Consider the following 20,971-nt stretch of genomic DNA (forward strand, 5'->3'; position numbering starts at 1 on the left):
ATGTTTTAACAAGCAATATTGGTTAGATGTAAAGGATGGTAAATAATCTGTTTCATACAAGGTAAATAAGTTAATGTTGTGTTTCTTGCTCAACATCAACTTAGGAACATATCTAGGAACGTGAGATGGAAACACTGGTAAAGAACTACAACCTACCTGCACGATTTATGCATTGGTTATCAGCACTTTGCATCATCGGTTTGTTTGCTGTGGGTTTGTGGATGGTCGACCTTAGCTACTACAGCGAATGGTATCGTACGGCGCCACATTATCACCGCTCTGTGGGCATTCTATTGGCAATACTTACTTTGGCTCGCATCGTGTGGAAACATGTGACGGCGTCACCAAAAGTAGAAGGTAAACCTTATGAAGTGGCTGCAGCAAAGGCGGCACATGGTGTGATGTACTTATTGCTCATCACTATCTTTATTTCAGGTTACCTCATCTCAACATCTGATGGTCGCGGTATCGAAGTTTTTAATTGGTTTACGGTACCAGGCGCAGGGGAGTTATTTCCCGGTCAATCAGATATTGCGGGTGAAATTCACTTCTATGCAGCTTGGGCTGTAATCCTAATGGCTGGTTTGCATGCCGCTGCTGCACTAAAACATCACTTTATCGATAAAGACAACACATTAAGAAAAATGTTAGGAGCTTCAAAATGAAAAAGTCACTTTTCGCTACAGGACTAGCAATCGCTATGGCACTACCGTTTGGTGCTAACGCTGCAGATTACGTTATCGATACGAAAGGCGCTCACGCATCTATTAACTTTAAAGTAAGCCACTTAGGTTACAGTTTCATCAAAGGTCGTTTTAATACATTTTCTGGTGACTTTTCTTTTGATGAAAACAACATTGCTGATTCGAAAGTAAACGTAGTAGTTGATACCACTAGCCTTGATTCAAACCATGCAGAGCGTGACAAACATATTCGTAGCGGTGATTTCATCGATGCAGGTAAATACAGCGAAGCGACGTTTAAGAGTACAAAAGTTGTAGACAAAGGCAACGGTAAGCTAGATGTAACAGGTGACCTCACTCTTCACGGTGTCACTAAGCCAATCACAATCGAAGCAGAATTTGTTGGCGCGGGTAACGACCCATGGGGTGGTGAGCGTGCGGGCTTCATTGGTCAAACCCGTCTTGAGCTTGCTGATTTCGAAATCCCTGTAATGGGCTCATCGAGCTACGTTGATATGGAACTGCACATCGAAGGTATTAAGAAGTAATTTCTTGCTCTTGTGTGTATAAATAAAGAAAGCGCTCTAAATAGAGCGCTTTTTTATTGGTGCCAACTTTTGTTGTTAGTTGCTGGTTGTAATAGTTTTATGCTGTTTCTAGAACGTTATCTTCAACTAGGTTTAGACGCTCGCCATATACCGGACGAAGAGCTTTAAGAACTTCACTACGTGTCACCACGCCAACCATCAGACCGTTTTCTAGTACAGGCAGCACTTGAGGCTTGCTTACTTTGATACTTTTCGCGCGTTCTTCTAAAGAAAGAGAAGTAAAGCGAGTCGCCATGCCCATGCTCGTCGTTGGGTAAAGTTGTTCTTTATCGATACATAAGAACTCAACAACGTCGACTAAGCGGTCATTTGCATCAATTGCTACTACGTCACGGCTCATCAAATCGACAACTTTTTGTTCTTGAGCTGGGATGTAATCTTGGCACCATAATTCAACCATTACGTCGTGTGCTGAGAAGAAACCAACCAAACGGTTTTCAATGTCAACAACAGGTGCACTGATTAGATTGTTGTCCAACAGGGTATCTAGTGCAGTTGATACTGGCATTTCTACGCTCAGAGTAACTGGGCTCGGGTTCATGATCTCTTTTACAATCGATGCGTTTTTCATAGTGCGTTCCTTAACTGACGTGAGTGTTGTAGTGTTTGTAATTGATGCAACTTTTGCTGCTTTAAGTTCTGGTCGACGGTAAATGCACCAGTTAGCTAAACCAACCAATACTGCACCACCAACGATATTGCCTAGAGTCACTGGAATTAGGTTTGCAGTGATGAAGTGACCGACATTCAGATCTGCATATTGAGAAGCTGGTACACCAACCGCAGTCCAGAAAGATTCCGGTGCGAAGTTTGCGATAACGATACCTAGCGGTACCATGAACATGTTTGCCACACAGTGCTCAAAACCACTGCTAACGAACATCGCTACTGGCATGATGGTCATTGCTGCTTTTGTCATAGCGTTTGCCGAGCTGAATGTCAGCCAGATTGCAAGACAAACCAATAAGTTACATAAAATGCCTAATGCAAAAGCTTGTACCAATGTATGGTGTAGTTTGTGCTGTGCGATGTTGAGTGCGTTTAAGCCCCATTGACCTGCATCCATTTGGTACAAGCCCGCCGCACTTACCAATGCAAGTAAAAACATTGCACCGATGAAGTTACCTACATAAACCTTGCCCCAAATCGACAACATTTTGCCGAATGAGATTTGTTTGTTTGCCCATGAGATGCTCGAAAGCACTGAACTGGTAAACAACTCACCACCGCAAATGACGATGAGTATCAAACCCATACTGAATGCTAAACCACCTGCAAGACGGCTAAGACCCCAACCTGCATCCGCACTACCTGTTGTCACTGTGATGTAGAACAAGAATGCTAAACCTATGAATGCGCCTGCCATAATTGCCAAACCCAGTGTCATGCCGCTGGTTTTGTTTGCTTTACTAAGTGCAAACTTCTCAGCTTCAGCCATCATTTCTTTTGGAGAGAAATACTGGATATTTTGAGAGCTGGTCACCGCCATAATGACTCCTTAGTCTGTGGTTCCATATGAACTCCTTGGTTAATGAAATCGAGACGTTTTCTGTACTCGAAAGAGAAGGTGTTATTGTTTTTTGTTGCGGTGTTCCCGAACCGCATATCCAGATTAAGCAGGTCAGAGCTACAGGTAAAATTGATAATATTTAGAATCCTCATCAAATTATTTGATAAGTTCTTAAAGGCAGGTAAAATGAACCTCATTGCGTATCGACGCATGTATTTTTGGGTTGCGAGAGTATGGGGAATACTCGCCAATTAGGGAGGACACTTTGCGCTACTCACTTAAGCAATTAGCGGTTTTTGACGCTGTTGCAGATACCGGCAGTGTAAGCCAGGCCGCGGATAAACTGGCTCTGACACAATCGGCGACGAGCATGTCGCTTGCTCAGTTGGAAAAAATGCTTGGTAGACCTTTATTTGAAAGGCAAGGCAAACAAATGGCTTTAACACATTGGGGGATGTGGTTAAGACCAAAAGCAAAGCGTTTACTGCAAGACGCGCTACAAATTGAAATGGGTTTTTACGAGCAACACTTGTTGAGTGGACACATTCGATTAGGCGCGAGTCAAACACCTGCAGAACACCTAGTTCCTGACCTTATCAGTATCATTGATAATGATTTTCCAGAGATGCGTATCTCCTTAGGCGTACAGAGTACTCAGGCCGTCATCGATGGTGTCTTGGATTACAAATACGATCTGGGCGTGATTGAAGGTCGCTGTGACGATAACCGTTTACACCAAGAGATTTGGTGTCGAGACCATCTTACTGTAGTCGCAGCGTCCCACCATCCATTTGCGCGTAACTCATCAGTGAGTTTAGCTCAACTTGAACAAGCTAAATGGGTGTTGCGAGAACATGGTTCTGGTACTCGCAAGATTTTTGATAGTTCGATTCACCATCTTATTGAAGATTTGGACGTGTGGCGTGAATACGAACACGTTCCAGTTCTAAGAAGCTTGGTATCCAATGGTCAGTATTTGACGTGCCTGCCTTATCTTGATGTAGAACGTTACATTGAAGCTGGTGATTTGGTTGCGCTGAACGTACCTGATCTGAAGATGGATCGAACATTATCGTTTATATGGCGTGCTGATATGGCGGAAAACCCATTGGTTGACTGCATCAAACGTGAAGGCTTACGCATGATGAAAGGCAAACCTTCAGTGCTTTAAGCGATATTCGAAACAAAATGATCGCATCTTAGTAAAGGCTCTGCATTGTGCAGGGCCTTTTTTGTCATCTATTGCTTATTTCGCCCAATTTATTGTGATTTTGTTATTTTCGAAATCTGTTGATTTATCGGTTGCGTCAAATTTAACGTGTAAAACATGCAACGTTATAGGATGTTAATGCGATCTTGATCACCGAAGTCAATGAGGGATGTGCCTAGTATTGACTGCCTGATTTCAATGTATGAAGGCAGTTTTCGAACCAAGTGGTACGAAACTAGTCAAGCGGGTAAGAATACCATGACCACACTTTTAGCAATTTCAATTACAACTGGCATTCTCTCTGGCGTATGGGGCTGGATCGCTATCTCCCTTGGTCTGTTGTCTTGGGCAGGCTTTCTTGGCTGTACAAGTTACTTTGCATCCCCGACAAGTGGCTTAAAAGGGCTAGCAGAAAGTTTGATCACCAATATGACAGGCGTATTTTGGGCGTTGGTAATCATTTACGGTTCAACTTACGTAGGTGTAGAGATTATCGGTTATGTAATTACTGCTGTAGTCGCGTTCTTTATGTGTATTCAAGCGAAACAAGCTTGGCTAGCGTACATCCCTGGCACTTTCATTGGCTCATGCGCCACTTTTGCTGCAGACGGCAATTGGCAACTTGTAGTGCCATCGCTGATTTTAGGTGGCGTGTTTGGCTACTTAATGAAAGCAACAGGACTTTGGTTACATGCGAAATCAGCCGCTACTTCTTCGCTCGCTGAGCAAGTACAGTAGTGAACCCCCGATCTTATTTGTATCCGCTGTGTGTTGAGACTTATCCCGCTCAATACAGTTAATCAAAATTACTGATTCTTGATACAAGCACACCAGGTTGGTGTGCTTTTTTTTATTTATACGCTTGTTAGGTGTTTCCGTTTGCCATGGTAACGACACGTTTCAACGTCCAGCGCAGTAGCACAGGGATGCAATCTACACCTCGTTCCTCACAATGAGCGACAATCGCTAAGGCGAGATCGGGTTTTGCTTGTTTCTTCAGAACGCGATTTACGACTTTCTTTGCTGGGATTGGGTGCTCATGAGGAACTTTGATAATGTCCTTAAAGAAAAGTTCGAAACCATTGTTATAGAGAAAATGCTCGATGTCTCTGTCAGGTAATTCCGTTAAGCGATGGCGTTCTTGGTCGTTATCCAAATGCGCTCTTACTGTATGAGCGTATTTCTTACCCGCAGGATCTCCGTCAGTGACGACGTGCCAATCTATCCCAAATTCTTTGGCGACTTTGATCAGAGACTTCAACCCAGACTGGGCAAATTCAACGATTTGTACGCCTTCTGCCGCTAAGTCATACCCGCATTGACGTGCCAGTTCGTTAAATAACCAAACTTCTGTTTCACCCTCAACCAATAGCCAGCAACGAGCAAATAGGGCACCAGCACGATGAAAACGAATGTGGAAGCCAATCCGACGGAGTTGGTCGACACTAAAGCGGTTTGTGTTGAGTGACTTTGCAATGGTTCGATCTGACAAACGAACTAATCGACGAATCGATGCCAATGGCACAGAGCCGAGTAAACGGGCACTGTTTGTGGTGAGAATCTTCTGCATCGGAAGCAGTTGCAACAGGCTCCAAGCGCGGGATAGATGAGTAGGATGTAAACGACCTTCTGGATCTTCAATGATCAAGATGGGACGTGCACAACGTCTTAAGTCTGTCGGACCTTTGGCTTGTAGGTACGCGTTTAACAATCCCATAAGTAGTAAGCGAGTTTGCTTGTTATTCGTCTCTTTCAAAAACTGCGATAACCCTTTTTCAGCAGAAGGGCTGGCATAGAACAGACCGTCTCGCGGTTTTCTCGGGTGACCTTTCTTCACGCTTCGGAATGCAAAATAGTGCTCGACTAACGTGTGCATTGAATCAAGACTGCTGCGAACTTCACCTTTGTTCACATGACCAGGCATAGCAAACAGGCGACGGCAGGTATTATTAATGCGTTTTTCTATACGAGCATTTTTGTTGTCACCATTAATGTGATTGGGTTCGGGGAAACGGCGTGAGTCGCGTAATCGGATTACTGGGTGAAGGGTCATCAGTTCAATTGCGAGTTTCTCTGCATGATGCAGTTGCTTCGCTTCGCCATCACAGTCCAAGAATGCGTACTTGGTTGTGATGTGGTGGCCATCTCTACTGGCACTTAAACGGTAATAAATGACGTGTTCATTGTCTTCGTTGATGCACCATGTAGGTTTAATGCGACGATAACGTCCAGCATTCACTTCTTGTTTATCTTGAGATTTAAAACAGAGTACGATTTGAAGATGCTGTGTTTGTGGGTGCGAGATGGAATAGTCGACGTGGAAGTCCGTCATTTCAAATTGATAGAGAGAGCCATCTGCAGGTAAGGCGAGAGACAGGGCGTCGAGTAGGGAGGATTTACCCCAAGTGTTCTCACCGATTAAGGTCGTCAGTTCGTCAAAAGAGAGTGAAAGGCGTTTAATGCCTCTAAACCCAGAGATTTCGATGCGTTCTAGTCTCATCTCACTCCTCCTTGCAATTATTTGAATTATCGAGAGTTCTTTTGCTCCTCATAAGCATATATGAAATTGATCATGGCAAGTTAAGCTCAGTTCACAAATTTAAGAGCATTCATCCTATGAATAGAGACCGTTTAGGCGTAAAGTCACTTTCAAACTTGTACGCAAGATGAATCTTGATCACGTAAAAATGAAATGACAATTTCTCTGTTTCATAAAATTCATGATTCTGTCATGATTCAGTTCTAATAATGATGTCCAAGTAACCTCGAGATGCTTAGTTCAGCGAGAATGACTTGGTTTGTAGACTAGGCAACGATTTGAAAACCTAGTGGCCCTAAGTTAAAAAGCGTTAACAACGTATACAAACCAAGTCAACTCGCCCGAAGGGAGCGTGTCACTGATTCAATTTCTTTGTCAAACAATTGGGAAATAGATGACTATTACGCTGCATCGTTGTCCTTGAACTTAAATCAGTGACATCGCTCTGAATACTGCGTCTTGAGGTCACTTGGGCATTTCGGAATGAAAAGAGAGAAGATGACAATGAATAAAAATCATAAGCCAGTCAGAATCAAACTGGCACACATCAATGACACTCATTCCTACTTTGAGCCAACGTCATTACAGCTAAAACTCAATATTGATAACGAACGTACACTAGAGCCTTACGTGAGCGCTGGTGGGTTTTCACGTATCGCAACACGCGTAGAACAGCTTCGTGATGATGCCCAACGTCAAGGTCAGGGCATGTTGTTTTTACACGCTGGCGACTGTTTTCAGGGCACTCTGTACTTCTCGTTATTCAAAGGCAAAGCAAACGCCGACCTATTAAACGCGCTTAACATCGATGCGATGGCTCTGGGCAATCATGAACTTGATATGGGTAATGAACCGGTTGCTTTGTTTTGTCAGCGTACCAACTTCCCGTTGCTTGCAGGTAACTGGGACTTATCCAATGAATTGCCAACTAAAGATCACCGCATGGGCGATTGCGATAACGTATTGAGCTTCGACACTGAGACTCAAAGCGCGCAATATCTGGTGAAAGAATTTCACGGAGAGAAAGTTGCCATCTTTGGTTTGTCTATCGATAAGATGAGCGATATTGCCAACCCAGATGCCGACACACCATTTATCTCTGCAATAGAAACAGCAAAACATACTGTTGAAAACATCCACCAAGCGGGTATTAAAAACATCATCCTTTTGAGCCACTTAGGTTATGAAGGGGATCTCGAGCTTGCAGCTCAAGTGGATGGCATTGGCATCATAGTCGGTGGTCACAGTCATAGGTTACAAGGTAACTTTACCGCTATTGGCTTAGGCGAAGATGACCCATATGGCGTCAAGGTAAACGATACTTATGTCGTTCAAGCTGGTTATCACGCATTAACCATGGGGCATTGTGTTCTTGAATTTGATGAAAATGGCACCGCGACCATGTTAAGTGGTCAAAATGAATTGCTACTCGGAAGACGCATTTTCTGGGATTCGACACTAAATGAGCAGCTTGACCAAGGTGTGTTTGAAGAAGCGTGTGACTTTATTCATGGTCAACCAAACGTAGTTGTTTGTAAAAAGCACCCAGAGACACAAGCGATCTTAAATGATAAGTACATCCCAAGAGTGCGTAAGCTTCAATCACAAGTAATTGCAAATGTGGCAGAGAAGAAGCGCCATGTACGTATTCCTGACGAATTTGGCGGAAGCGAACTTGCTCCAGCAGTAGCGCATTCATTCTTGTATGCGCTTAACAAGCGTGGGCACAAGGTTCAATTTGCCATTCATAATGCGGGAGGTGTGCGTACTTCTCTCAATCCGGGAAATATTACCGTGGCAGACGTTGCCGGACGATTGTTGCCATTTGCCGTTCCTATCGGTTTTTATGACGTACAAGGCAAAGTTGTTCGTTTAGCATTGGAAGGCGCGATCAATAATGCACTTAACAATGGTGTTGAAGGCACTGGTTCTGGCAGCTACCCATACACACATAATGTGAACTTTGAATATCAAGCCGATGCGCCAAAAGGACAACGCATTAAAAAACTAGAAATTTTTGATGGTAAGCGTTGGTGTGAGATGGAAGATGAGCTTTGGTACCGTGGTACTTCGTCTGCTTATACTATGAAAGGTAAAGAAGGTTATGAAGCGTTGCTGGATATGAAAGGTGAAGGCTTTGTCAGTAATCTTTCCATGGCAGATTGCTTTGTTGAACTACTAACGGACGAACCAAACTGTTTGAACCAAAGTCACAAACTTTACTCGCAGAAGAATCAATAACCGTTATTGGTATCTTTTTTGCTCACTCCCTAATGCACATGCGATGAAGAGGGAAGAGAGTATGTGGAAAAAAGATTGGGCTGACGCAGCAGTTGTCGTTGCTTGGGTCGCAGTTTGGTCAACACTGGTTTACTTTGTACCGCTAACTGGTTTTTAAAGATCGACTATTCAACAAATGAGGGGCGCATAAGTGCTCCTTTTTTTGTATCTGAACCGGCTTGAATTCATGATGTTGATAAACATTTTTCACAAAATACTTTGTTTTTATCGATAACGATTTTTTGTTGGAGATCGACGCAAGCAGGGGTATGATGGCGGCGTTTGGGGAGTAGTTAGCGCAAGTTTATTTATCGTCATCTCGTTAAGCATCAGCTTATCCGGTAAATAAAGGTGTCACTTGATTCATCACGTGATCACTTCAACGAGACCAACGCATTCATTGGCTAGCAGACACATGGGTAATGTGACTGCTGGTTTGTATTGTTTGCGGAAGGTCAGCCCGAATAATGTCCTTCCGCATGGGAGGAAGCATGTCTCTTATCGAAAATACCACCCAATTATCCCAGTCTGTTCCACTGCAAGAATCACTGACAATGTACGGTGTATTCGGCCTATTTACTTTGGTTTTAGTCGCTCTCGATATCTATCAGACTCGTGGCGGCGTGATTACCATGAAAAAAGCAATTGGTTGGAGCGTATTCTGGTTCTTATTAGCGTTTGTCTTTGCAGGCTCTATCTATTTCTTTTGGGATTATTACGCGCCTCATAGCGTTTATACACACGAAAAAGCGACCATATCATTCTTAACTGGTTACTTGCTTGAGAAATCGTTAAGTGTCGATAACTTGTTTGTGTTCGCAATCATCTTTGCGCAATACAAGGTGCCAGAGCATTTGCGTCCACGCGCTCTATTGTGGGGTGTGATTGGTGCGTTAGTTCTACGTGCAATCATGATCGCAGTAGGTGCTCAATTACTTGCTCAGTACCACTGGGTACTTTATCTGTTCGCTGCGTTCCTAATTTGGACGGGTATTAAACTAGCGCGAGATAAAGGCGAAGAAGAAGAGGTGAACCCATACCCTGAGCAGTTCATTCGTAAATTCTTACCAGTGACAGAAGAGTATCAAGATAACCACTTGATCTTGAAACAAGCAGGTAAGTGGGTTGCAACGCCAATGCTGATCGTTGTTGGTGTGATTGCAGTGATGGACGTGATGTTCGCACTGGATTCTATCCCTGCAATCTTTGCAGTAACGCGTGAACCGTTCTTAGTATTAGCGGCTAACGTGTTTGCTCTGCTTGGCTTACGTTCTCTGTACTTTGTATTGCAAGCAATGCTGGATAAGTTTGTGTACCTAAAACCAGCGTTATCAGTGATCATGATGTTCATTGGTGTGAAGATGCTACTGGTTGGCACGCAATACGAAATCCCAACGGTTTGGTCATTAACTTTCCTAGTAACAGTGATGACGACAGCGGTTATTGCTTCTATCTATAAGAACAAAGAAACCAATAGTTCTAGCGTTAAAATTACTAATCAAAACTCTTAATGATTTTGTAAATTCAAAATCCTTTAAAAGATTGTTTGGTTAATTAACTGTTGCAAATAGACTTGGATTTACCAGCGTAAATCCAAGTTATTCAACTAAAGATGCGCTTTATTGAATAGATATGCAGCTGCTTGGGTTTTGTATTCTTAAGGGTTGTAACAGATTTGTTTTATAAGAAAATCTAATCTGAATAACTAAATTTTGTCATTTTTTGCTCAAAGAAAAAATGACTAATATACAACCAACAAAACAAATTACTGCTTTATAGAGAGGCAATCATGGCACAAGCAATGCAAATGACAAATGTAGCTTTACCAACCTCTATGGATAAGAAGACCTACGCGGTTAACTTCAAAGGATTGATTGCTCACTTACTGGATATTCTTTTCGTAGATAACTCTGCACCTCGCAGCTACTACGCAGAAGACCTATCTGCACACATTCAGAAAGACATCGGTATGTACCGTTAATCTGAATGGAAAGCGAATTCGAAATGCCGGCTTAATCGCCGGCATTTTTGTATCTGAAATCGCTACACCTAAGACCGCATTGAAAGCTATCTCTTGCTCGTACGGTCATAGTCAGTATCAAAGAAAAGGAGCTGCCTATGATTAACGCGATTGCACTTGCTGCTATTACCAGTCTTTCTGCATCACAAAGTTGGGTTCATGAAGGACAGCCCGCACAAGTGATAGAGCTATTTACTTCAGAAGGCTGTTCAAGTTGCCCACCTGCAGACAAATACCTTTCTACGTTTCAATCCAACCCTGATTTGTGGGAAAAGTACATTCCTGTCGCATACCACGTTGATTATTGGGACTATCTTGGTTGGAAAGACAAATTTGCAAAGCCTGAATTCTCTCAGTTGCAACGTTTGTATCGCGCTTATGGCGCGGTAGGGAGTGTCTATACTCCAGCATTTGTCGTTGATAGTGAAGAATGGCGCGGCTTTTTTAATTGGCGCAAGCGCGTATTACCCAGCAACGACAACGTAAAAGCCCAATCATTGACACTAGAGCGCTCTGGCAACCAATTCTCTTTACGGTTTGAAGAGAAAGGCTCGTATGATGCAACGATTGTGTTTCTCTCAAGTAATGAAACCACACCAGTTAAGCGCGGTGAAAACCGAGGGAAAGTACTAGAGCATGATTTCGTTGCATTGGAGAAACAACAAGGTCGCTCAAAGAGTGGAGAGTGGACGTTTAAGCTCAATCAGCCCATCAACAACATTGATGCCGTTGCGGCGTGGGTGACTGAGCCAGGGACTTTTAATCGTGTGCAGACTGTCGCGGGTGAGATTCGATAAATGAACTAGAGGGATGCCTTCCAATCCGAAAGCGCTTTGATGTGTTCTGGTCCAATACCGCAGCACCCACCTATAATGGTAGCTCCGCGCTGATACCATTCTTTTGCAAAGGTTAAGTATTCGTCTGGTGAGAGTTCTCGCATCGCTTGTAATGCGCTGTTGGCTTCGTGATTAGATTTGATTGCGGTGAAGTTGTTCGCGTAAACCCCAATTTCAATATCTAGCTTGTGTTGGTCTAAAACTGCTTTGGTATCACTGACCGCTTTTGCCATTACTTCAGGTACCGAGCAGTTAAAGTAAACGCTGATGGTATTGGTGTTGTCTGCACTTTGTGCAATATGCTCAATGGCTTGGATAACGGTTTCCCCAGAGCGCAACAACGCGGTTTCCACTGAGTCATCACTTAAAGAAAAGGCATACACAGTAGGTTTGATGCTGCTTGTGAAGACTCTTTGTAAACACTTTAGCTCCTCTAAACTGCATATGGTCTCCGCTAGCCAAAGGTCTACATAATCTTCTTGAGCTTCAAACAAAGTCTTGAAAATGATTTCACCTAATTTGGGTTCGAACAGATCTGGTCGATAACTCCCAAACGCTGGTGGAATACAACCAGCTACTAGAACGCGTTCCGGTGACTTATCTGCACATTCACGAGCAATTTGGGCTGCAAAGCGTGCTAGTTCACTACCTTGTTGTTCGTAAAGTTCTTGTCCCAGATGGAATGGTAAACAAGCGTAGCTGTTGGCAATGATGATCTCTGCGCCAGCGTGGATAAAGTTGTTATGCGCTTGGTAAACGAATTCTGGCGATTCAATCAGAGCTTGTGCGCTCCAAAGTGGTTGAGAGAATGGGGCTCCCATGCGTTTCAGCTCTCTTCCCATACCGCCATCAAGGATGGTTAACTTTTTCATACTACAGTCCATCTTAATTCTTCCTTGTTGAACCTTAAATGAAAATGGCTATGAACGAAAGTGACGAGCGGAAAAGGATAGGTCGTGTAGGTGGGTAGATTAGTAGTGAGCTAGATAAGACAAAAGGTGGGGACTGCAGAAACGAAAACGGGGTTCCAACTGGAACCCCGTTCAATTCGAAAGTAATGTTGGGATTACTTCTTACGGCAGTACTCAGCGATCACGTACATTGACTGACCACCGTTTGCCTTACCTGAAACAAGTTTAGGATCATCACCAAGGCTGATACCGCGAATAACAGTACCTTGTTTGATTACTTGGTTTGTACCTTTAACTGGTAGGTCTTTGATTACTGTTACATCGTCACCTTTCTTAAGTTCAGTGCCGTTGCAGTCAACAGTTTTATCGTCAGCAGACATACCTTTCATTGCCCAGTTCATTTGCTCTTCTTCCATGTACATCATGTCAAGAGCATCTTGAGCCCAGCTTTCTGTGTTTAGGCGAGTAAGTTGGCGCCATGCAGTTACTTGTACTGCAGGAACCTGACTCCACATGCTGTCGTTCAAGCAGCGCCAGTGGTTAATGTCTTTAGGGTCTTCGATCTCACCATGACACTTATCACAAACCATGATAGCAGTATCAACCGTTACGTTGCCGTGTGGTGGCACAGCGTAAGCAGTTAGTTGAGTTTCAGAAGAACACAGTTCACATTTTGACTCGCAGCGAGCAAGCAGAGTAGCTTCGATAGACATAAGGACTCACCTTAGTAATGTTTTTGGGTGGCGGTATTATCCACTTTATCCTGAGAAATAAAAGGGTGTTAGAGAATTAAAGGCGAGATTTTACAATATTCCAACCTGAAAGGAGTAAAGATGTAAAATATTGGCTAAACAAATAATATCTAGAATATAAATAAGGGTGTTGATTGTTTTGAATGATGAATCAGTTGCATTGATGAATGTTATCGATGGTAGGGAGATTGATTGAAAATGCCCCCTGACTTGACAGGAGGCAAAGGATCTAACGTTCGATAATTTGTACGATTTGGTCTTGTGAGATACTCATTTCTTTGCCATCCACGTCTTCATACTCGTACATGCCAGTATCTTCATTGAGATCTGGTTTGCCATACGAGGTGATGATTTTCCCTTCATTCGTTGACATAAGATATTGGCTGCTGCCGCAAGCGGCAAGAAGTAGTGCAGTGGCAATCACGGTCAATACGCGCATAGAGTTTTCCTTTTCAAACAAGTGAGTTAGACAAAGACATCGTTTTAACTATAGCAGAGGAAACTATGAGTGGGTCTGAAAGGCATAGAAACAAAAAAGCCCAGTAGAAACTGGGCTTTGAGGGGATGTACAAGATTATTTTAGTACTGTCGCATTACTTACTTTGCTTAGTGCATCATCCACTACAAAATCAGCATTCTCAGCCTGCATTTCTGCGTGGTGAGGAAGGTCTGCCAACGTACCTGCCGGAGAGGCAAACGTGCTGTGTGATGCCGTTGCGTTAAATTGGACAAAGCTTGCTGTTGCATTCACAGCAGTGTCTGAGCTGTTAACCGTTTTCAAGCCTAGCTTCTTCGCAAGTGGCTCGGTACCTGCAAATGGCGCATTAGGTACGTTGTTTGGAACGGTTGCATCACCATCTACTTCTGTCATGAAGAATGGTGTTGATAACGAACCAGTCTTCATAAGATCAGCAGCATTTGTGAACGGGTCAACGGTATCAAGTGTTGTTTGCGCAGCATAGATAAAGCTAGAGAAACCAGCGTTTAATTGAGCCAGAGCTTCAGGGCTTGCGCCTTTCTCAAACGTTTCGTAACACACTTTATCGCTAAGTTCTGCACAAGATGCATCTGCATAACTCGCATAGTCTGCGGAAGCCGCGTACGCTAGGTTATGTTTGATTTGCGGACCAAAGTTGGAAGAGCCAAGCAGTAAGTTACCGATTTGACCACCAGAGTTTTGGATAGATGCACTACTGAAGTTGTACAACGCATCTGCTGATACTGAGCCCAGAGAGTTGTTTGCCGCTGCAACGGCTGACGTACCAACGATGCCTCCTAATGAGTGACCAAGCATCTTAACTTTTGAGCCAGTTGCTGGGTTAAACCCTTTAAGTGGGCTATTCGCAAGAAGACCCGCTTGAGCAGAAACCACAAGACTTGCGCGAAGACCTAATACGTCAAGGACACTTTGGCGAAGGTTATCACGCGCTACTGCCAAGTTAGACAAGTTCAAATATGCTAACACGTTTGAATTTGCAGAACGTTGGTCATCCAAGCTACGAGTGCCATGAATTGGTAAGTCGATAGCGATCACCGCTACGCCAGCTTTAACCATGTTAAAGGCAAAAGCGTAAGCATTTTCTTTTGCTGAAGTAATACCATGTTGATAAATCACAACGTTGGTCGGCGTGCCAGTTTCTGGAGTGAACAACAGGAACTCGACATCTTCTAGAGACTTAACCGCTGGCACTGGTGAGTATCGAGTGATCACTCGGTCACTATCCAGTGGAGTGCCGTCAGATAGTTTTAGATTGGCGCCAACAAGTTTTAGCTGCTCTGTAGGATCAGTAGCGAGCTTGCTCACATCAACAGGGTCATTTGCAAATTCACCACTAGACAACTGCTGAATTATGCCTGCTTGTTCATCTTTGTTTGATAAAGCGGCTTGCAGTTTCACAAGGCTTGGCATTGCTGAAACCATTGGCTGCATGTTCCAGTCAGCACCTTTCTCTAGATAGTAAGGTAGTCTCACCACACCCTGAGTTACGTTGACTGAAACACCGGCCTTCGTGTAAAGCCCTTTTATTGCGGTCTTTGTTGAGTCTAAGTCACTGATGTAACTGTTGAAGTCTTCATCTGCATCTAACGCAGTAATGAAGTCTTGAGTCGCACCCAATGACATCGTGTATGCAGTCGCAAGGTCGACCGAACCTGGGTTAGAGTCATTCTTGTAAACCGTGTTGAGCGTGTTTGCACCGGTAGCAAAACCGGTTGCGGTTACGCCTTTCACTGCTGCAAGTGTGTCACCTACCGACTGTGTGCTAAACCATGATGAGTAGATGATGTCTGAAGGTACAACGTTTAGTAAGCCAGATTGAGTAGCAAGACCAAAGATTCCTTCAACCGCCGTTGTTGCAGCTTGTAGAGAAGCAAGATCACCAGATTCGTACACGACTTCTTTCGATTTTGCCGTCGCGTAACTACCGGATGTACCGATTGCGTCGCCATTTACATCTTTTACTGCTTGAGTCACTGCAAAAATGTATTCGCTTGATTCATCGAATGAGTCTGCGAATTGGATGTAAAGACTCTTACCACTTGATACGACTTGGAAGTCTGCATCAGCAGTTGCGCCATCTTGGATCTTTAAAACTTTTTCGATTGGGTTTGTCTTACCATCCCAATCGGTGATGCGTTGATTTAGCTTAATAACGCTAATACCCGACGTTACTAAACCATCAGCGAAGCCTGCACCGTTGAAATTCAGAACGATTGGCATTGATGTTGACCAACCATCCATAGTGTTCATGGCGGCGCGAGGGTTGGTTAGCGCATCATCACCACCAGTCGGCAGACCGAGCGTGCCATCTGTTTTATCCATTAGCAAGTAAGAAGGCGCTGGTACATCAGCATTCGAACCTTGAACCGTGAAACTAACCGACGTGTTACGGTCAAGTAGTGCCTGAACCGCAGGTTCAAACGTTGCGGTATCTGAAGTGCCTGAGCTAGAAGTGTCGTCACCACAACCTGCAAGTAGGATTGCAGAACAAAGCAGTGATAATTTAAACGTATGTTTCATTGGTTTACTCCGTTAATCCTGATTATTTGAAGGTGTAGTTCATCTGTACAGCACTGATGTAAGCCGTACCTTCTGAATCAAATGTGATCTCTTGATCTGCTGCGTTTGTTTCAGTGAACGAGCCAGACTTACTCTTAACAAAGGCAAAACCAGCATCGAAGCTTAAGTTTTCTTGCATTACATAAGTCACACCCGCGCTGTACCAGAAACGGTCGCTATCAGGAATACTCAACGTCGCTTTACCCGCTTGTTCGTCAAATGCGATACCAGCGCGTAATGTCCATTGATTGTTCAGAGTATATGTACCACCGAAAGAGTAGCGGTTATTGTCTTCGTATTTCTCAGGTTTAAAGAAACATTGACCAGCGGTGCCGTCGTTACATTGTGGGCTCGTCGCTTTTAGTTCTTTAAATGTGCTCCAATCTGTTTGCTGCCAACCGTAGTGGATAGCCCACTTGTCGTTTAGTTGGTGGAATGCAGATAGTTCGATGATAGAAGGAAGCGAAATTTGTAGTCGACCATCGACTTTTGGTGCCGTTGCGATGCCAGAGTCATAGCTACTGAACTCACCATTGTCGAAGTCTAAATCCACTTTAGAGCGATAGCCGAAACCAAAGCGGTTATTTTCGTTGTACTCATATAGCGCACCGATGTTCCAGCCCCAGGCAAACGTATCGCCTTCCATACCAATTAGGTTGTCAGACTTTTTACTACCAGGACCAAATAGGGGAGCTAGGGCACCTTTATGACGAGTCAATTCCGCTTGCGCGTAGACAAGGTTAATACCACCACCAACACTGAATTGTTCATTGATGCGGTAAGCAATGTTTGGGTTGATATTTACAGACAGCAAAGAAGTATCGCCTGCCATATCACCGGCAGAGATATCATTCGGGTAGTCAGTGGCAACACCGTAGGTTGTGAACATACCAAGACCCCAAGCCCATTGATCGTTAATAGGGCTAATGTAGTAGCCAGCAGGAACGATTTGCAGCGGAGCTACGTCTTTTGCATGTTCTTTATGGTAAGTGTCGTAGACGTTAACTTCAGGATCGACGATGGATAGCGCACCTGAAAACTGAGCTTCTTTAAAAAGTGTCATCGCAGCCGGGTTACGCGCTAAAACGCTTGCGTTATCCGCAACCGCGCCTTCACCTGAAAATGCTCTACCAAGACCAGATGCCGAGTGTTCAGCAACCTGAAAGCCCGCAGATTGGGCATTACACGCAAACAATATTGAAATTGTAAGCAGAGAGCAGTGCTTCTTGTTCATCCTTGACCCTCCTAGGGTGTCATTATGTTAGACCGAAGTCTTTGTATTTGTTGTATGCCTTTTACACCAGTTGCTGTCGGTTAGAATTACAACTGCAATGTAAATATAATGTTAATTGTATGTTTATTATCTTGTCAAAGATTAGACGTATATTGCGTTTTAAATTTGATGCATAGGTCAAACAGCAATTAATAAGGTCATGTATTATGGTGATATTTTTATAGCAAATGGTACGACCAGACTTGTTTTGTAAATCTTATGGTTAATCGCTAACCAAACACCTGTTGTTAACATGCTTTGCGTTCTATTCCATTACAGGCATAATTCCCACTTTGTGTTTATCGCATTGGAAATCGCGTTGGAATTACTACACATCGAATTTTTGGGGAAATCGCTTAGGCTGGAAGGTTCTATGGCGGGTTGGCAACAACTGTTTTGGGATAACACTCTGGTATCACAAATTGATGCTAGTGATGATGATTCCGGCAAGACGCAACATCAATTCAAACTTTCTTCTGGAGAGCAGGTATTGAACTGCCAACTGAGCTGTGAGTTAAATTGGCAACCCTTTGACTTCAAATATCAAGCTACGGTTAATGAGGCTCTTGTGGCTGAAGGAACTCGTAATGAAAAGGATATTGAGCAACAAGTTCCAGTTGAGCCGCCACCAACAGAAAAGCGCTTTAGCATCATTGGTCTTGTGTCGCTGGGAATGAAAGCGCTTAAGAGTGCGAAAGTGATTAAGGTTGCGTTAGCGTCTGCGAGTTTAGCTGCCTACTCATGGTTGTTCTCGATAGAGTTCGCGCTTGCGCTTGTTGCATGCCTGGTCTTTCACGAATACGGGCACATCCGTGCAATGAAATACTTCGGTATGAAAACGAAGGGGATATATCTCATTCCTTTTTTGGGCGGGTTGGCGCTGAGCGATGAAAAGATCAATACACGCTGGCAAGACGTTGTTATTTCGATCATGGGACCTTTCTTTGGATTGGTGTTGAGTATTGTATTTACAATTTTGTACTGGGTGACGGGAGAGATGATCTTTGCCGGCCTTGCGGTATTTAACGCCTTGTTAAACCTCTTTAACCTATTGCCGATTTTACCTCTAGACGGTGGACATGTACTGAAGAGTATTACTTTCTCCATGAACTCATGGATTGGTCTAGCCGGTAGCGTCGCGACTGCAGCATTGGGTATCTATATTAGCTACGCATTCGGTTTAACGTTGTTGGGATTCTTGCTCATCATGGGGATGTTGGAAGTTGTGGTGGAGTGGCGCACAAGACACCATAGTCATCTGTTGCCTTTAACTCGATATGGGCAGCTTTTCTCTTTCGCTTGGTATCTAGTGTCCATTGGAGGCTTCATCGCTATCATTTGGTATTTTGCGGGTCTTGGCGACAGCCTGTTAAGCCTGCCACTGCAAATCCTTGGTACGTAAAGGGCTAATGCGCATTAAATAAAAAAGAAAGCTCCCAATGGAGCTTTCTTTTTGACTTCTATTTGCTCGTTTAACTCGTTTGAGAAAGCGAGCTAGAGAGTAGTAGGTTGCTTACACTAGATTGGCTAAGCAATTTAACCACATTTCGGTGCTTTTACGTTTGAAGCTGGTAGCGTTTTAATCGTCGCCTGCAAATCACGAATACGCGTGCTGTGTGATGGGTGAGTAGAGAAAAATTCTGGCGGTTGGGCGCCACCAGCCGCGCTCATATTTTTCCAAAGATCGACGCTTTGATTTGGATCGAAACCTGCTTTCGCCATGTACCCTAAACCCACGATATCTGCTTCGGACTCTTGCGTACGACCGTAAGGTAAAATTACCCCATATTGCACGCCAACCCCAAGCGCTGCCATTGTCATTTGTTGGTATTGTTTATATTCAGATGCACCAATTGCGACATTGGCTAGAGACAATCCAGCATTTGCTAATTGGCTTTGAGATAGACGCTCATTACTGTGGTCAGCAAGTACGTGTGCAACCTCGTGACCAATTACGGTCGCTAGCTGATCTTGGTTCTTCGCCACTTTCAATAAGCCCGTGTATACACCAATCTTCCCTCCAGGAAGGGCGAAGGCGTTGACTTGGTCACTATCAAAAACCACCACTTCCCAATCTTTAAAGCCCGGCTGAGGAGGGATAGTGTCTGTGATTTGCTTCGCCACGCATTGAACATAAGCGTTGGTCTTTTTGTCTTTGCTAATCGGTATTTCTTTCTTCATTTGCTCGAAAGATTTGGCACCGAGAGAAGACATCTCTTGGTCGGAAAACATCAAGATTTGGTTTCGACCTGTCGGTGAAGCGCTACATGCTGTTAAGCCAGCAACGGTCATAAGAATTGAGGCTTTAATCCATGTTCTCATAATGGGGTCCATAAGTATTTTTTCTGTTTTGTACCAATAGTATAACGCTTAGTAAAGAAACTTTAAGCCATTCTCGCTTAACGACGTATCTCTAGGTTATTTGGGAATACATAAATCACATTATGTAATGCGTTGCGCCTTGAAGTAGCGATGCATTCAGGTCTATGCTAGACGCACTTTTAAAGACTGAGCACCAGTGCAATACTGGATGAGATAAGAGCGAACAAATGAGTATCTGGAAAAAGCCAATCGACTTGGACATTCTTAACGCCACATCAAAAAACACCATGATGGAGCATCTGCAAATCGTTTACACCGATTTTACTGATGATTCGTTATCAGCAACCATGCCTGTTTGCAGTTTTACGCATCAGCCACTGGGTATGCTTCATGGTGGTGCGTCTGTCGTCTTGGCAGAGACTTTAGGCTCGCTCGCTGCAAACTTTTGTGTTGGAGAAGGCAGTTATTGCGTTGGATTAGATATTAATGCTAACCACGTCCGTGCAATGCGCAGCGGCTATGTCATTGGCACTGCAAAGCCCGTTCATCTCGGCGTCTCAACTCAGGTGTGGCAAATCGACATCGCTGATGAACGAGGTCGATTAGTTTGCACCAGCCGACTGACGATCGCCGTGAAACACCAAAAAGAAAAGTCACATTAACGAGTACAAGACGAACATGGTTATTGAATTTTCTCTTGGTAAAATCATCGCAACGCAGCGAGAAGTCGTTATTAAACTCAATGGTAACGGCATGGTTACAATGCAAGCACAAGTTGATGCGATTCAGTTACTTGGTCGTGGTGCAAACGTTGTTTTGGCACATGGTGCAGAAACAAAATGGTCGATCAAACTCGATGATGAAGATCAATTACGCCAACTAGCGCAAGAAATTGGTATCGACATTCAATAATTTGCATGTCTAGGTTTGCACTTTTTGCAAAAAATGAGGAAACTTAGTTTATCGTTA

General features: G+C 43.8%; 19 protein-coding genes. 11 read left to right on the forward strand and 8 right to left on the reverse strand.

Features of this window, described 5'->3' with window-relative positions; genetic code table 11:
* The first annotated feature begins 125 nt into the window (after positions 1 to 125).
* Entirely contained in the window at positions 126 to 665 is a 540-nt protein-coding gene (locus ABMY42_RS03655) for a cytochrome b (RefSeq protein ID WP_005451730.1), read from the forward strand.
* Entirely contained in the window at positions 662 to 1,231 is a 570-nt protein-coding gene (locus ABMY42_RS03660) for a YceI family protein (RefSeq protein ID WP_005451734.1), read from the forward strand. The genes ABMY42_RS03655 and ABMY42_RS03660 overlap by 4 nt, the downstream gene beginning before the upstream one ends.
* Positions 1,232 to 1,328: 97 nt before the next feature.
* Here ABMY42_RS03660 and focA read toward each other — a convergent pair whose 3' ends face one another.
* Entirely contained in the window at positions 1,329 to 2,780 is a 1,452-nt protein-coding gene (gene focA / locus ABMY42_RS03665; protein ID WP_005451736.1) for a formate transporter FocA, read from the reverse strand.
* Between the two features lie 286 nt (positions 2,781 to 3,066).
* Here focA and ABMY42_RS03670 point away from each other — a divergent pair, with 286 nt between their 5' ends.
* Both ABMY42_RS03670 and ABMY42_RS03675 read left to right on the forward strand, forming a co-directional pair.
* Positions 3,067 to 3,972: a LysR substrate-binding domain-containing protein gene (locus tag ABMY42_RS03670; protein WP_005441888.1), complete on the forward strand. Its 906-nt coding sequence runs from the start codon at positions 3,067 to 3,069 to the stop codon at positions 3,970 to 3,972.
* Between the two features lie 297 nt (positions 3,973 to 4,269).
* Entirely contained in the window at positions 4,270 to 4,749 is a 480-nt protein-coding gene (locus tag ABMY42_RS03675) for a DUF1097 domain-containing protein (RefSeq protein WP_005451739.1), read from the forward strand.
* Between the two features lie 127 nt (positions 4,750 to 4,876).
* Here the strand turns inward: ABMY42_RS03675 and ABMY42_RS03680 are convergent, their stop codons facing one another.
* On the reverse strand, positions 4,877 to 6,511 hold the full coding sequence (locus ABMY42_RS03680) for a DUF2813 domain-containing protein (RefSeq protein ID WP_005451741.1): 1,635 nt from the start codon (positions 6,509 to 6,511) through the stop codon (positions 4,877 to 4,879).
* Between the two features lie 537 nt (positions 6,512 to 7,048).
* Here ABMY42_RS03680 and ABMY42_RS03685 point away from each other — a divergent pair.
* The 4 genes from ABMY42_RS03685 to ABMY42_RS03700 all read left to right on the forward strand — a co-directional run bounded on the left by ABMY42_RS03685 (position 7,049) and on the right by ABMY42_RS03700 (position 11,647).
* Positions 7,049 to 8,791, forward strand: a complete 1,743-nt coding sequence (locus ABMY42_RS03685) for a bifunctional UDP-sugar hydrolase/5'-nucleotidase (protein WP_349265994.1) — start codon at positions 7,049 to 7,051, stop codon at positions 8,789 to 8,791.
* A gap of 530 nt (positions 8,792 to 9,321) precedes the next feature.
* Entirely contained in the window at positions 9,322 to 10,341 is a 1,020-nt protein-coding gene (locus tag ABMY42_RS03690; protein ID WP_349265995.1) for a TerC/Alx family metal homeostasis membrane protein, read from the forward strand.
* 278 nt (positions 10,342 to 10,619) lie between these two features.
* Entirely contained in the window at positions 10,620 to 10,811 is a 192-nt protein-coding gene (locus tag ABMY42_RS03695; protein ID WP_005451745.1) for a hypothetical protein, read from the forward strand.
* Positions 10,812 to 10,948: 137 nt separating this feature from the next.
* Positions 10,949 to 11,647: a DUF1223 domain-containing protein gene (locus ABMY42_RS03700; RefSeq protein WP_009702296.1), complete on the forward strand. Its 699-nt coding sequence runs from the start codon at positions 10,949 to 10,951 to the stop codon at positions 11,645 to 11,647.
* A gap of 5 nt (positions 11,648 to 11,652) precedes the next feature.
* Here ABMY42_RS03700 and ABMY42_RS03705 read toward each other — a convergent pair whose 3' ends face one another.
* From ABMY42_RS03705 to ABMY42_RS03725, 5 genes are all read right to left on the reverse strand, one after another.
* Positions 11,653 to 12,570 (reverse strand): homocysteine S-methyltransferase family protein, encoded by a 918-nt coding sequence (locus ABMY42_RS03705; RefSeq protein ID WP_349265996.1) that lies wholly within the window; start codon positions 12,568 to 12,570, stop codon positions 11,653 to 11,655.
* Between the two features lie 182 nt (positions 12,571 to 12,752).
* Positions 12,753 to 13,310 (reverse strand): alkylphosphonate utilization protein, encoded by a 558-nt coding sequence (locus tag ABMY42_RS03710; RefSeq protein ID WP_005451748.1) that lies wholly within the window; start codon positions 13,308 to 13,310, stop codon positions 12,753 to 12,755.
* Positions 13,311 to 13,578: 268 nt separating this feature from the next.
* Positions 13,579 to 13,788 (reverse strand): YgdI/YgdR family lipoprotein, encoded by a 210-nt coding sequence (locus ABMY42_RS03715; protein ID WP_005451749.1) that lies wholly within the window; start codon positions 13,786 to 13,788, stop codon positions 13,579 to 13,581.
* Between the two features lie 135 nt (positions 13,789 to 13,923).
* Positions 13,924 to 16,368, reverse strand: coding sequence for a VolA/Pla-1 family phospholipase (locus tag ABMY42_RS03720; protein WP_274804206.1), 2,445 nt, complete (start codon positions 16,366 to 16,368; stop codon positions 13,924 to 13,926).
* Positions 16,369 to 16,390: 22 nt separating this feature from the next.
* Positions 16,391 to 17,641: an outer membrane protein transport protein gene (locus ABMY42_RS03725; protein ID WP_005451753.1), complete on the reverse strand. Its 1,251-nt coding sequence runs from the start codon at positions 17,639 to 17,641 to the stop codon at positions 16,391 to 16,393.
* A 412-nt stretch (positions 17,642 to 18,053) separates the two neighbouring features.
* On the opposite strand from ABMY42_RS03725, the gene ABMY42_RS03730 reads away from it, so the two are divergent.
* Positions 18,054 to 19,082, forward strand: a complete 1,029-nt coding sequence (locus tag ABMY42_RS03730) for a site-2 protease family protein (protein ID WP_050567825.1) — start codon at positions 18,054 to 18,056, stop codon at positions 19,080 to 19,082.
* Positions 19,083 to 19,216: 134 nt separating this feature from the next.
* On the opposite strand, the gene ABMY42_RS03735 is transcribed toward ABMY42_RS03730, so the two are convergent.
* On the reverse strand, positions 19,217 to 20,002 hold the full coding sequence (locus tag ABMY42_RS03735) for a M48 family metallopeptidase (protein WP_005451756.1): 786 nt from the start codon (positions 20,000 to 20,002) through the stop codon (positions 19,217 to 19,219).
* Between the two features lie 227 nt (positions 20,003 to 20,229).
* Between ABMY42_RS03735 and ABMY42_RS03740 the strand changes: the two genes are divergently transcribed.
* On the forward strand, positions 20,230 to 20,664 hold the full coding sequence (locus ABMY42_RS03740; protein ID WP_009701824.1) for a hotdog fold thioesterase: 435 nt from the start codon (positions 20,230 to 20,232) through the stop codon (positions 20,662 to 20,664).
* Between the two features lie 16 nt (positions 20,665 to 20,680).
* Positions 20,681 to 20,914 (forward strand): DUF3389 domain-containing protein, encoded by a 234-nt coding sequence (locus ABMY42_RS03745; protein WP_009701825.1) that lies wholly within the window; start codon positions 20,681 to 20,683, stop codon positions 20,912 to 20,914.
* Positions 20,915 to 20,971 lie beyond the last annotated feature (57 nt).

It is taken from the genome of Vibrio sp. SSH13-20, assembly GCF_040104475.1.
In the GTDB taxonomy this organism is placed as follows: domain Bacteria; phylum Pseudomonadota; class Gammaproteobacteria; order Enterobacterales; family Vibrionaceae; genus Vibrio; species Vibrio harveyi.

What these genes read in the sequence shown, in the direction of transcription:
- ABMY42_RS03655 (WP_005451730.1), top strand. Translation starts at nt 126, where the DNA reads ATGGAAACACTGGTAAAGAACTACAACCTACCTGCACGATTTATGCAT.
- ABMY42_RS03660 (WP_005451734.1), top strand. Translation starts at nt 662, where the DNA reads ATGAAAAAGTCACTTTTCGCTACAGGACTAGCAATCGCTATGGCACTA.
- focA (WP_005451736.1), bottom strand. Translation starts at nt 2,780, where the DNA reads ATGGCGGTGACCAGCTCTCAAAATATCCAGTATTTCTCTCCAAAAGAA.
- ABMY42_RS03675 (WP_005451739.1), top strand. Translation starts at nt 4,270, where the DNA reads ATGACCACACTTTTAGCAATTTCAATTACAACTGGCATTCTCTCTGGC.
- ABMY42_RS03680 (WP_005451741.1), bottom strand. Translation starts at nt 6,511, where the DNA reads ATGAGACTAGAACGCATCGAAATCTCTGGGTTTAGAGGCATTAAACGC.
- ABMY42_RS03685 (WP_349265994.1), top strand. Translation starts at nt 7,049, where the DNA reads ATGACAATGAATAAAAATCATAAGCCAGTCAGAATCAAACTGGCACAC.
- ABMY42_RS03690 (WP_349265995.1), top strand. Translation starts at nt 9,322, where the DNA reads ATGTCTCTTATCGAAAATACCACCCAATTATCCCAGTCTGTTCCACTG.
- ABMY42_RS03695 (WP_005451745.1), top strand. Translation starts at nt 10,620, where the DNA reads ATGGCACAAGCAATGCAAATGACAAATGTAGCTTTACCAACCTCTATG.
- ABMY42_RS03700 (WP_009702296.1), top strand. Translation starts at nt 10,949, where the DNA reads ATGATTAACGCGATTGCACTTGCTGCTATTACCAGTCTTTCTGCATCA.
- ABMY42_RS03705 (WP_349265996.1), bottom strand. Translation starts at nt 12,570, where the DNA reads ATGGACTGTAGTATGAAAAAGTTAACCATCCTTGATGGCGGTATGGGA.
- ABMY42_RS03710 (WP_005451748.1), bottom strand. Translation starts at nt 13,310, where the DNA reads ATGTCTATCGAAGCTACTCTGCTTGCTCGCTGCGAGTCAAAATGTGAA.
- ABMY42_RS03715 (WP_005451749.1), bottom strand. Translation starts at nt 13,788, where the DNA reads ATGCGCGTATTGACCGTGATTGCCACTGCACTACTTCTTGCCGCTTGC.
- ABMY42_RS03720 (WP_274804206.1), bottom strand. Translation starts at nt 16,368, where the DNA reads ATGAAACATACGTTTAAATTATCACTGCTTTGTTCTGCAATCCTACTT.
- ABMY42_RS03725 (WP_005451753.1), bottom strand. Translation starts at nt 17,641, where the DNA reads ATGAACAAGAAGCACTGCTCTCTGCTTACAATTTCAATATTGTTTGCG.
- ABMY42_RS03730 (WP_050567825.1), top strand. Translation starts at nt 18,054, where the DNA reads ATGGCGGGTTGGCAACAACTGTTTTGGGATAACACTCTGGTATCACAA.
- ABMY42_RS03735 (WP_005451756.1), bottom strand. Translation starts at nt 20,002, where the DNA reads ATGAGAACATGGATTAAAGCCTCAATTCTTATGACCGTTGCTGGCTTA.
- ABMY42_RS03740 (WP_009701824.1), top strand. Translation starts at nt 20,230, where the DNA reads ATGAGTATCTGGAAAAAGCCAATCGACTTGGACATTCTTAACGCCACA.
- ABMY42_RS03745 (WP_009701825.1), top strand. Translation starts at nt 20,681, where the DNA reads ATGGTTATTGAATTTTCTCTTGGTAAAATCATCGCAACGCAGCGAGAA.